Below are 13,206 nucleotides of genomic sequence, written 5' to 3' on the forward strand. Positions count from 1 at the left end.
CAGAGCCGATGGTACTGCGGTAAAACGTGGGAGAGTAGGTCGGTGCCCAATCTTAAATCAAGCCCTTGCTGGAAACAGTTAAGGGCTTTTTTTATTAGCCGGCATTTGGGTCATTAGTCATTGGGTCATTAAGTCATTGGGTCATTGATCCTGACCTAATAAAATTTCCCCTAACTGTTCACGTTCATAACACCCTGAACTCCCGTGAACACTTAATATCTCGTTATAATCAGGCTATTAACTGTTTAACACTACTGGTAAATCAATGGCACCATGTAAATATCGGTCATTGGGTTATTGGGTATCAGGTCATTGATGTGATTCCCCGGTTAACCTAATCCCCGCTCTTCGATCCATACACTGCCGCACCTTTTGCCTTTTACCTTTAACTTTTAGCCTTCTTTTATGATCCTTTTGTAATTAATTGTATAGCTTCTTCCCTGGTTTTGTGTTCAATAGCCATCACAAACTCTACCGGACCTCCGCCTTTACCGCATCCAAAACATTGAAAAATATTTTTCTCGGGTGATACCATTAGCGAGGTAGCCAAATCTTTATGAAATGGGCAGCGCCCCTTCAGGTTTCTGCGGCTTTCTTCTAATAAAATATATTTGGAAATGATAGTTACCAGGTTGGGTTGAATAGGGGATAATAGGTGGTCTGTTAGCATGAAAGTTAAAGTATAGCCTGCATTGGGCAGGGGCACAAAAGTACATACACGGGCGGTTCCATACTACCCCAAAACTACCATGTTGAAAAATAAATTACGCTGGCTATTATTCTAATATAGCCTCTGTAATATCAATATTACAAATCAAAAAAATGGTCTGACTTTATATGAAGGCTATAATAAGTTCCTTAAAGGCATCGATAGTAATAATCCTATTGCCATCTTGGGGCGCTTTTATTATCTTGTAGCCGATTCAATATTTCAAAATAGCCAATTTTATTTGTATTTACCTCAAAAACCTTTATTCATAAATATGTTTAACTGCGATTTGAAAAACAGTATTCGCATTTATACAGAAATAAACCAATATCTATGTTAAAACTTTCCTTTACTTCATTTTTTGTTGTGCTTTTTTTAGGTGTTTGCCAATATTTTAATGGCACTGGTAATCATGAACCTCAACAAAAAATAATTATAGATTCTTCAGTTACACGTCAGGCAGCGTCTGCCAACGTTCATAAAACTTTGGTTGCTCCGGATGGATTAACACTTACGCGATTTTCGGGCCCGGATCTTACACCAAGTCCCGCTTGTATTGCAGTTGCACCAACCGGGGAAGTGTTTGTTGGGGTTGATATGATGGGATCATTGGGTCGGGATCCCGGAAAAGGTCACATACTCAGGTTGGTTGATAAAGACAATGATGGAAAAATTGATGAGCATACAGAATTTGCCCAGGTTGATAACCCGCGAGGTATTCTTACCATGGGTGACCAGGTTTTTGTGCTGCACACCGTTTTTTCGAAAGAAACGGGTAAGGCAACGGGTATGGATCTGGTGGTTTTTGAAGATAAGGACCACGATGGTGTTGCAGACGGCCCCCCTAAACCACTTATTGAACACATAAGTAATGCACATATGCTGGCCGAACGCGGAACCGACCATGCCACCAACGGTATCCGCATGGGAATTGATGGCTGGATTTATATAGCTGTTGGCGATTTTGGTTTCCACGATGCTATAGACAGATCCGGAAAAAAAATGACCATGCTTGGCGGCGGTATTGTACGCGTACGCCCGGATGGAACGGAAATGGAGATCTACAGTCATGGTACGCGCAATATTTATGACGTCGCAATTGACCCATACATGAACATTTTTACCCGTGATAATACCAACGACGGCGGTGGCTGGAACATCCGTTTCTCGCATCAGATCCAATCTGGCGAATATGGTTATCCTGAATTATTTCAGCATTTTACCGATGAGATTTTGCCAGCTCTTGCCGATTTAGGTGGAGGATCTGGTACCGGCGCGTTATTTATGGACGAGCCCAACTGGCCCGAAAAATATAATCACGTTCCGATGATGGCTGATTGGGGAAGAAGTGAGCTTTTTATCCACCGTATTCAACCCGATGGGGCCAGCTTTAAGCAAAAGGAAGAAGATTTTATCGCGTTGCCTCAAATTACCGATCTGGATATTGATGGTTCGGGGCGACTTTACCTATCGGCATGGGATGGTGCGGGTTATTCTGGTAATCCCGACAGGGGATATGTGGTACGTGCAGTGCCTACAGATTGGACCTATAAAGCTTTCCCAAACCTGAAAACAGCGTCTCTAGATGATTTGGCAGGTATGCTTAAATCGGGGAGCGCCGTTGCAAGGTTAAATGCCTCGCAGGAATTAATTACCCGGCCTGCAGAACAAGCCGGTAAGGCGGCGCTGGCTATCGCATCGGATATTAGCTCACCGTTATATGCACGTGTAGCTGGTTTATATACTTATGCTCAAATATCGCGCGAAAGCGGAATACCTTCTTTAGTACAGCTTTCGCAGGAAAAGGAGATAAAGGAATTTGCATTGAGGGCCCTTGCCGATAGAAAATGGACTTCAGCTGCTGCAATTCCAATAGAGCCGTTCTTAAATGCGCTTAAAGATCCATCTGAACGTGTACAGGCGGTAGCCATTATTGGATTGGGGCGACTTGGAAAAGTTGAGGCTGCCAAATCATTATTAGCAACCAAAGTCCCGGCCAGTTTTGTTGCGCCAGGCAAACAAACAGAAGGACCGCACGCTACGCCAAATTCAGCTATCATACTTCCACATTTGGCGGTTAGGGCGTTGGTAAGTCTTAACGCGGTGAGTGCCTGTGTTAATGCTGTAGGTACTGAAAATTCAACACTGGCACTTTGGGCCCTGCGCTATATGTATGATAATAAGGCTGTTGATGGCTTAGTATCGGCTTATAAACAATCAAAAGATGAGAAGTTGAAAAAACAGATCCTGGTAACATTATCTCGATTGTACAAAAAAGAAGCTGCTTATGATGCTTCATGGTGGTGGGGTACCCGGCCCGATTCACATGGCCCTTATTATAAGGGAATCCTTTGGGGCGGTTCTGAGCGGATAGAAAAATTCCTTAAAGCAGAGCGTTTAAAAGCAAGTACAACAGGCAAACAATTTTTTGCCGATTTAAATGCTCGTAATCAAATGGATATTGCCGGTTTTGGCGGCGAAGAAAAAGTTGTTGCCGCTAAAGAAGTAAAGGTTGATCTGGAAAAGATCCGCAATAAAAAAGGCCAGATAGGTAAAACTTCTATTGAAGATGTGATGCTGATGATAGCCAAGATAAAAGGTGATCCTGCAACGGGTAAAGCTCTTTTTGCAAGGCAGGGTTGTATTGCATGCCATAGTATAACCAGGGGCGAAAAGCTCAAAGGCCCTTTTATGGGGCAAATTGGATCTATCATGAACCGTCAGCAAATTGCCGAATCTATTCTCAAGCCAAGTGCCTCTATTTCACAAGGTTTTGCCACCATTTTGATAACAGCCAAGGGGAATAAGAACTACATGGGCTTTATTACCGATGAATCTTCTCAGAAAATTGTTATGCGGGATATTACAGGTTCTGTTTTTACTATTAAAACAGCCGATATTCTTACCCGTAAGGAAATGAAAACATCAATGATGCCTACAGGGCTTGCCAACGCGTTATCCTATGACGAATTTGCATCGTTAGTTACTTTTCTTTCCCAACAAAAGAATTAACAATAGCTGGGGTAACACAATATTAAGGGTGGGAAACAGAATAGTTTACCCGCCCTTTTTATTAATTAACCTGCAATATATTACTTCCGCCGCTTTCTATATTATCGGTGTTTATTGCTTTTAGCTGGTAGATGTTCAGTTGGCCAGGTGTATAATTTTGGGTAGCTATCATGTCTTTTCCGGTTGATATGGTATCTGTTAGTACAAAATTTTTGCCGTTATATTTATATAAATGATATTCTTTAATGGTTGAGGTTTCACTTATTAACCATTTGATAGTTAGTTTGTTATTTATTATTCCAGCCTTTAAATTTTGCGGACCGAAGGCTTTTTCAAACGCGTTGTTGTAGGTATATGGCAAACTAAGGTCGCTTCGCTTATCGCCATTTAGGGCCTTTACTTTGTAGGTGTCGCCATCGTGGGGTTTTGCGATTACCATGTAGTTTGTGTTGGAGATAATAAAGCCCGGTAACTGTTTGAAAATGTTTTCATTAGCTTTCTTCAGGTAAACCGCATAACCGGCAACTTCTTTTAGTCGTGCGCTGTCTACAGACCATGCCAGGTTATAAACTGTATCATTAGCGGTAATAATGCGCAGATCCTGCGGTGCGGGTATTTTAACCGGATTGTTTATATAGGTAACTGATACAGTATCAGAGGCTTTACTTAAATCAAAGGAGTTACTTTCGGCAACTATGGTGTACTGATAAGTTTGATTGGATAAAAGCGTACTGGTCGAATCTTTCCATTCGTATTTATTGGTTTCATTTTTTGTTATAAGGGTAGTTGCGTTAACAAAATCGCCTGTATTATTAGTGCGTTTTTTAATGTAAAAGCCTCTGGCTTTGGTATCTATGTTACTCCAGCTAAGCATGATGCTTTTATCTTTTTGCTGCGCAGACACATTATAAACCGGCAAGGGGATTATCGGGAACTGCGGAATAACAAATATACTTGCCGAATAAAATACCCTGCCATCGCTTATGCTGCTCATTGCCAGTCGATAAAAGAAGGGTTCATTGGCATCGTGTACCTTATCTGTATAACTGTTTTCTGAGTTTGATAGTACGGCGATGGCAGTATAGCCATCAGCTTTTTTGCGGCTGCGCTCAAGGACGATATTACGGGCACTGTATCCATATTTAATAGTCCAGGTAAGGTTGATGTTATTGGTGCCTTTGGTGTTAACAGCCTTAAATAATGTGGCTACGGCTCTCGTGTCGGGGGCATAGGCGTACGTCCATACATCGTCAGTACGCAACAGTGTGGTGTCAGCACGCGTCAGCAGGCGGTATTGGTAAACACCGGGTGCTTTTTGGGTGGTAGTGTCCAGGTAATGCCAAATTTTGCTGGTGGCTATTTTCTTTTTCGACTTTAGCAGTACATCGCCATCGGCACCCTTGCGGTAAATGGTTATGGATACGCTATCTAATTTTGCAATCACCTGAGGGCGGTAGGCCAGCAGTATATTGCCGCCGCTATATTTGGCAGAGAGTGCGGCACTATCAACTTTAACAACTTTTTGCTGGGCAAACGCGGATGCTGTAAACAACGCAAACGCTATGATGATAATATTTTTCATGTTAGTTTATTATTAAAATTTAGGTTTAACACTAAAGCCAAATCCACCGGTATTTTTTTCAAGCCTGAGATCAAGGCCAAAGCCTAATTCACCAACGCAGTAAACAACTTTGGCTCCTATATCAAACTTAATGTAACCTGTTAGGCCGTCAAGGTATTTTAGTTGAAACTCGCCCGCAGTACTGCTTGATACGCCTATGTCGCATACCCCAATACTCATAAGGAAGGCTATAGATGCAAAGGCCTTACCGCCTATAATGATCTCGGTAGTTTTGTCGAAATTAAGGCATACCCTTACATCGGCACCGCCAGAAAATTTGAACGTTGGTACAAAAGAACCCAATAACGGTATATCATGTAACGATGGCCCCGGTATAGTTGGCAGATCCTTTTCACTTAGCGACTTCATTACGTTTACATAAAAACCTTTAAGTCCGTCATCAATGCCCGGCAGCTCGTTGTACAGGGTTACGCCAAGCAGGTTGTTCTTGATGTAAGCGGGCAGCGGACCGTCATAATAACCTAAAGCTATGCCGCTCTTAAAGCCGGCGAATATAGGGATAGGGGTTAATTCGGCATTGGTAATAGCGCCGGCAAGTATAAAGCCGTTGCCGTCTATCTGCATATCAATTGTGCCATCAACAATAGTAACCGGACCAAGTACTACATGAGCCCCGGTGATAGTTAGGGCGCCCTGTAGTATTTTTTTATCAAAATCAAGGGTGAGGGCCAAACCGCCGAAAGGCGTTTCAATACCATCAAGCTTAATGGCTTTTTTCGAATCCGCATCGTTTGATATAGCGCCGTTCACAACAAAATCTATCAGGTCGCCACCGTCTTTCAAAACGTTTCTTGTGCCGCCTGCCGCAGTAAATCCTTCTGGTTTGGCGGTGAATTTTACAAGATCCCAGGCGTTGTTCTGCACGCGTGAACCTCCATATTTTATGGTCATCCTCTTGGTCGATCCAATGAGCCTTTCCTCGGGTTTAATTACCAGTACCGTATTATCAGGTACCTTGGTAATAGTGGCCGTTACCTTAACACCATCGCCCGGGGTATTCTTATACATGATCATATCGCCGGTGGTGGTGAACAGGTTATTCTCCAGCCTGAAGCTATTGCCGTTAAACTTAACCTTACCCGGCAGTTCCAGGTCGGTTTGTAATTTCTCTACTGTACAAACCACGTTATTGGCATCCCGTTTAGGATCGGTAAAGCTTTTGTTGTACCTGAACCTGCCGGTAACATTGGCGGCGCAACCCGGTATATCAAGATCGGTATTACCGATCAGTATAAAGTTATCGTTCCCTAATTCAATACCGCTAATGGTTTGAGAAACCACATTGAAAAACTTATGCTTAGCCGGATCTACGTTGATGGTTTGATGTATACCATCGCTGTAGGCGCTTAGCATATTCAGGTTTATCATATCCCAACCCGATATTCCAGGTATATTGCTGATGTAGGCAACCACTTTATTAGCGCTGTTTACGTTTATCCTGTAATGCGGTTTCTGATCAAATGTGGCCGCATCGTCATACATGAGGGTTAATTTTGAGCCATAGGTTAAATGCAGCGGGGCAACACCGGCCAAAGTAATAGGTTCATTACCCGTTAGTTTATTTTCGCCCAGGTCAACGCGGGTTGGCATAATAATAAGGTTGCTGAGCGGTACCTGCGGTAAATTGGTTTGCAGCTTGCCATCGGTTACCCTAAAGCCGCCCTGGTTTACTTCATATTGTAACCCGGTACCTGTTATTGACCATTTTTCGAGCGCAATGTTAATTGGGCCAGTATACTCGTTCCAGGTAATGTCGTTGTTGGTTACTTTAATGGTACCTGCCGGCATAACGGCGGTTGTTACCAGCGGAATTGTGAGATTTACGTTTGCTTTTATATTAAAGCCATCCTTATTTACAAATGAGCCGCCGCCAAGTGTGGCGCTAAAATCATGTACCTTAAAGCTGCTTTGATCATATAAAGCCCTTAACGTATACTCGCCGGCAACGTCAGTGCAATTAGCCGGTGCCAGTACCGCCGAAGGACTAAGGGGCTTGCCCGGAATGCGCACACCGCTGGTAAACAAAAACTTACCAGTGTAATTATAGCTAAAATTAAAGCCATCTAATTGCGAGGTTACAAAGCCATTGAGGCTACCGCAGCCATTATTGTTTTGAATGCTTAGCTTTGGATAATCATACCGCGTGATAGAGCCGAGCACCTCGCAGCTAAACTGATCAAATGCCAATACCTTAAAGTTGGATGTTTCCAGCGGGATGCTGCTGTTAACCGGTTTTATGGTGTTCTCCGATGCCTGGTTTAGAAAGCCTTTCAGATTACCAAATTCCCCTTCATCAAGTTTTACAGGGATATTTTTAAATGGCAGTCTTGCGTTGGCCAGGGCTGGTTTAAATGTGCTGTTGCCCGGCAGCTTAACAAACGAGCCGCTGATGGTTATATTTTTAGGATCGATGCGTGCCGATTCACTTACTTCCACCGGTATGCCCCAGATCTCGCCTTTAGCATTCAGCGCTGTTAGCTCAAAATCAACCGAGCCCTGCCCATTAACCCCCATTACCTCTTTACTTTGGCGGATGTAAGCTTTTGTACCGCTTTTTACTGCATACACTGTTATAGGTAACGGCTGGTTCATGTTAAAATATGAAAGCCATATTTGCCTATCTACAGCACCAGTTAAAGTGTAATGTCCATTATCATCGGTAAGTGTTTGGTTTTGTACCTCGCCATCCTCGTTTGATCCGGTAACGGTATAAACCCGTGCGCCGGGTATAGCAGCTTTAGTTTTCGCGTCCCTTACGTAGCCCGAAATGGTTTGCCCTTTTATCAGTGTAATGGTGATTACCTTTGCCAGCTTGCGATTGGCTATGTTAAGGTAATCATCTTTGGTTACATAACCATCGGCAACGGTACGTACCCTAAATTCATCAGACGGACTTGCTATTGCAATTTCATTGGTTAGCCCGGTATTTGAGTTGCTGGGATAGCAGATGTTTAGGCTTTTCCCAATACTGGTACAGCTTTGTGCAACAGGGTTGCCGTTCTGATCAACAACTTTAAATTGTACACGGTGCAGTTTTTCTGTAACCCGTATCTCGCCATTGGTGGCTCCTATATTGGAGATCCAGGTGTATGCGCCGCTGGTGCCGATATTCTGGTAAAAGGTTTCGGCAAAGTAATTATCAACGGAGGGTACAACTTCTATTTTTGAATAACCGCCGTGACAATTATCAATAGCAAACCAGCCCGACGCCGATGTTTTTACAAACGGCCCGCCATCAACCCGTACGTTACTCACTATGCCGTCGCCATTTTTGTTCATAACACGACCGATAACCTTGCCCATACCTGTTAATGTTTGCTCTGTTTGCGCCGGAAACCGCTCGCCGGGCATTAGCAATTGCTTGTAGGTGCCAACAAGGTGATCGTAATAGCCGCTCTTTGATATAATGATGGTACGCAGCGGGCCAACAACTTTATTTACACCAGCCTGGTATTCGGTTTTTACCGCTAAATCGGTAAGGTGTATGTAGCCATTATCATCGGTAGGTACTTCGTAATATTGCGGGATGGTGTTTGCATTCTTATATTCCCAAATTTTTACAGTAGCACCTTGCACACCCTTGGTAATACCCTGCTGGGTAGAAATTGCCCGCATATAGATCTCGGGATTTTTAGGCTGCAATACCATATTTGCGACAGCTGTAGTTACCTTGAAATTTGAGTTAAATACCCATGTTGGTACTGGGCCGCCAAAATCTCCGCCCACCTGGTAATCCGCACCGTTTATGTCCTTGCCAGAAGGTTTTATATATTCAGATTGAACTTTATAGGATAAGCTCCCTTCAAAGGGATTGTTCATGGAACTGGCCGTATGCTTATGTATAGGCAGCAGGTTGGTAAAATGCGCCCAGCCGTTGGCATCGGTTTTCACGATATCAACAACAGGTAATGATTCCCCTCCAACATTGTCCTGGATGTTGGCATAGTTTTCACTGTTTCCTTCTGCAGGCATAGTTTCAGGGTCGTCTTCCATATCAATATCGTAACCAACATTATGGGCACCATCGCCCAGTAGTTTTATAAATTTATGGGTATCAAGCATCTGTACCGGGTAATTTGGCAATACCGATCCCGGTTGTAAAGCCTGATCCTTTATTTTAGGATCAGTTTTTAACTGTACATCCGCGTTGTAGGAATTTACAAACACTACCTCATCGGGCAGGGTCATAGCTTGTCCCGCTTTTGGGAACATTAAAATATCCGGGCTGCAATAATAGTTGTGTTCATCCTTTAAAACTAATTGTATAACCCCGTAGCAATTTAAGCCCGATGAACTTTCCTTGCCCATATAACCCAATTTGTAATTGTTGAGGAATTTAAAGCTAAAGCTGCCATCGGTTGCTGTTTTTGAACCCAGGCTGTTGATGATAACGTTGTAGTTAAAGTTAAAGCCGCCAATATTCATAACATGGGTGGAAAAACCGCCATTAAACATGGCTTTGGGTTCTTTAAAATCATCCAGGTTTTGAGGGTTATCGCTGGTGGTTTGCAAAATGGCATACCTGAAGTATAGCTTTACGTTTTTAAGCGCTTTTGAATTTTTATTGTTGAACCGGCCGTTGGCCACAAAATCGGGATAGGGCGCGTCATTAGGCATCGGTATAGATACATTTAATGGCTCGGGAATTTGTTTCATTACAGTTTTTGGAGGCAGGGTAAAGCTGGCGCTGTTAGGTACTTCGCCCACGTTTTTAAACCTGTAAAACAGCTTTCCGTTAATGGTGCTGGTAATAGGCGGCGGCAGGTTTGCCTGCGAAATAGTATTAGGAATGCTTTTGTAGGTGAATATCACTACCTGGCTTTTACCCAGGTTGCTAAAGCGGTAGTTTGAACCACCGAGCACCTTGGTGGTGATCTGTACAGCATAAGTAGCGCCCGAATCAAGCTTAATTTTGTGGTTATTACTATTTCCATTTGGATTATAAACCATATTTAATGCGCTTGGCGACAATATTTCATAATTAGTGGCCGTGGTAGAATCATTTACAATTAACTGCGTATTGTTATCGAGCGCAATGGCCGGTGTAATACCCTTTGTTAACTTGCTTATTTTTATCCCATATTGAACCGGGCCGGAAATTGCATCGGCGCTTACCCAGGTAATATTGGTATTAGGCTGTGCATAAGAACCATACAAGTTTTTAACAGCAGTTAATGACGCGTTTGCCAAAGGAGATGTTATTTGCGGGGCAGGCAGCACAACTTCGGGCAGCGAATAGGTAAAAACATTGGCGCCGCTAACACCATCGTTTTTAAAAACCACCTTACCGGCGGCATCATATGATTTTACCCGCCAGGCATACCGCTTGTTAAGTTTAAAAGGAGGATCGCCGAGGGTGCTTACATAAGTTAGTCCGTTAGTGATTTTATTTATCATCGGGAACGATGTTGAATTTAAAACCTGGTTGGGATTTGCTGCCACATCGGGCATTTCGGCAACCTGTAAAATATACTGGGTGCTAAGCGCTACAAAACCCGCGTTGGCCCATACAAATTGTACATTTTGAGGGTTTAGTGCGGTTATTTTTCCGTTTTGCAGTGGCCCAAGTAAAATGGGGGGCTCGGGATAGGCAATGGTAATAAGACTGCAGCCCAACGGCGCCGATGAAGACAATACTCTGCCCGTGCCCATATCAACAGCTGTTACGCAAAGAGTATAATTGCCTTCGGGCAGGCGCGATGTGTAAATGAGCCTGCTTTTATCAACCCCATAAACGTTGAGCGAGTTAATGTCGAAGATATCTCTCAACGCGGTGCCATTCATTTGCTTGTGCTCGTTGGGGCCTAAAATGATAGGGTTTGCAGGTACATAATTTGATTTGGTGGTTATCCGGATACCGTTATCGCCGCTAAGCCGGCCAACCAGTTTAATTTTTAAAGGTGTTGCGGTGAGGTTATTTATCATAAAGAAAACCTTATCGGCATTTGACCCCGAATAGTCGGAATAAAAAGGCGAGTACGGCGGCTTTATATTTACATTAATATCTATTACAGGGATAGCATTTTGTCCGGATACTGTTTTAACGCCAAGAGATAATACCAGCAATAAAAAGAAGGTTACAGTTCTTTTAAAATTTTGAATAAGCAGGTAGTGTTTGTTCATAACGGTAGTTATTAAATTTTAAAAGGAATGTATTAAACCCAGGTTGGTGCGCACTTCGTTAAAAGAGGGCAGAGTTATATCCTTTGAATTGCTTTTAAGATAATTGAGTGTGAAATTTGCCGCGTCGCGCTTGCCAATACGGTATGAGGTGTTCATGTAGGCGTTGATGATGCTGCCGGCATCGATATTATTGTTCCGTTGCAACTGGTAACTGAATGCACCGTTGATACCCAAATTGCCCTGCGTTTTATTTATACCGATGGATGGCCCGTAAAAAATACTGCGGCCAAAGGCTATATCAGCCGTGGTATAGCTCAGGCTGGTATTTATGCCAAACGCCTTTTTAGGAAAACCAAGCTGGTATGATAGATTGGCCGTTTTACTGTTGGCCTTGCTGTTTGGCGCGGTATAAGAATTTAAATCGACCAGTGATTGCAGGTTGCCCACAAATACAAAACCGTGCGAGATGCTTTCGCCGGTAATATCATACCGAAAGATAGTGCTCAGGTTATGGTTAGTTCGCGATACCCTGAACTGATCGATAATGGGGTTAAGTCCCCTGTCCTGTGTAATGCCGAAGTTGCTGTACCTTACATTAATCCCATATTTTGGTTTGTTGAACGATACATTAAGCGACCCTATTTTGCGGTTTGACTGGTAGGCTTTATCATGCAGCAGGTTATCGTTTTGCATACCGAAACTACCGCTTACCTGCATCTGTCCTTGTATCAGCCTTACCATACTTTCAATGGTGAAATTCTGAGCGTCGGTTTCAAAATAGTAGGCGCCCATGCTTTTGTAGTCGGGATCAATACGGCTGTATCTTAATTTGATGTTATAAGCGGCCGCGTTATAACCTATGCTTGTTTGTGCTGCAGTTGAAAGTTGGGTTGATGAGTTTAATTTGATGAGGCTTTTAATGAAAGCCACCTCGCCCAGTTCCAGGTTCTTCAGTGTATCCGACAGGAGGTTATTGGTGTAGATACTGCCCGATACATCGGCATCAAATACAAAATGTTTAAAAAAACCAAACCTGGTAGATAGACCAAGCACCATGTTTTCTGCAGGATTAAGCAAACCAGAATCTGGCCGGGACGACAGGGAGTGGATGTCATCCTTACCATGCAGGTAAGTAAGGTCTACATGGTTTTGTTCGGTACCGTAGCCCAGTTTTAAGCTGTAGCCTGTTCTTTTATAGGCAGGTTGCTGTGCCAGAGCCAGCGGTTGCAAAGGGTCTTGCTCTATCGCTTTGTTAAAACGGCCATATATAAAGCCTAATCTTAATTTACCTGGATTTAATTCAACGCCGCCGCCTAAAAAGTTATGGCCGGCCAGTGTATACGGCGACCATTCCAGGCTGCGCCAGCCGGCATGTACGGTTAGCCATTTATAAGTAGGACTAATACCATATTGATTAAACGGCTGCGTATAGCTGCGCTGCTGATCACTCACCACCACACTAAACGGAAACGAAACCCCATAAACAGACATAACAGGAGCGCCGTTAAAAATATAGGAGAAATCGTGCTGCCGTGCGGGGATGCCGCTAACCTCATAGGTACCCAAACCAAGCCCCAGCGAGCCGCTGATGGCAAAGGGCTTTTGCTGTACCATATTACCAACATCCTGGGCGCTGGCGGTAAAGCAAAGCAGGCTAAAAAATATAACAGCAATTAAAAGTGTGATGCGTTTCATAAGGTTTTGCTTAATAGTGGTGAAG

General features: G+C 43.4%; 5 protein-coding genes. 1 reads left to right on the forward strand and 4 read right to left on the reverse strand.

Annotated elements, in window-relative coordinates:
• Positions 1-403: 403 nt before the first annotated feature.
• Positions 404-670, reverse strand: a complete 267-nt coding sequence (locus BLS59_RS00005; protein WP_091142102.1) for a CHC2 zinc finger domain-containing protein — start codon at positions 668-670, stop codon at positions 404-406.
• Positions 671-1,042: 372 nt separating this feature from the next.
• Here BLS59_RS00005 and BLS59_RS00010 point away from each other — a divergent pair, with 372 nt between their 5' ends.
• Positions 1,043-3,721, forward strand: a complete 2,679-nt coding sequence (locus BLS59_RS00010) for a DUF7133 domain-containing protein (protein ID WP_091142106.1) — start codon at positions 1,043-1,045, stop codon at positions 3,719-3,721.
• A gap of 61 nt (positions 3,722-3,782) precedes the next feature.
• Here the strand turns inward: BLS59_RS00010 and BLS59_RS00015 are convergent, their stop codons facing one another.
• Genes BLS59_RS00015 through BLS59_RS00025 form a run of 3 tightly spaced genes read right to left on the reverse strand, consistent with a single transcriptional unit; the run spans position 3,783 to position 13,181 of the window.
• Entirely contained in the window at positions 3,783-5,303 is a 1,521-nt protein-coding gene (locus BLS59_RS00015) for a fibronectin type III domain-containing protein (protein WP_091142110.1), read from the reverse strand.
• 12 nt (positions 5,304-5,315) lie between these two features.
• Complete coding sequence (locus tag BLS59_RS00020) at positions 5,316-11,486, reverse strand: carboxypeptidase-like regulatory domain-containing protein (RefSeq protein WP_091142114.1); 6,171 nt, start codon at positions 11,484-11,486, stop codon at positions 5,316-5,318.
• 18 nt (positions 11,487-11,504) lie between these two features.
• The gene (locus BLS59_RS00025; RefSeq protein ID WP_143014026.1) at positions 11,505-13,181 is read right to left on the reverse strand and encodes a hypothetical protein; all 1,677 of its coding nucleotides are present in this window, start codon (positions 13,179-13,181) and stop codon (positions 11,505-11,507) included.
• Between the last annotated feature and the right edge of the window lie 25 nt (positions 13,182-13,206).

The organism is Mucilaginibacter pineti (assembly GCF_900101875.1).
GTDB classification, from domain to species: domain Bacteria; phylum Bacteroidota; class Bacteroidia; order Sphingobacteriales; family Sphingobacteriaceae; genus Mucilaginibacter; species Mucilaginibacter pineti.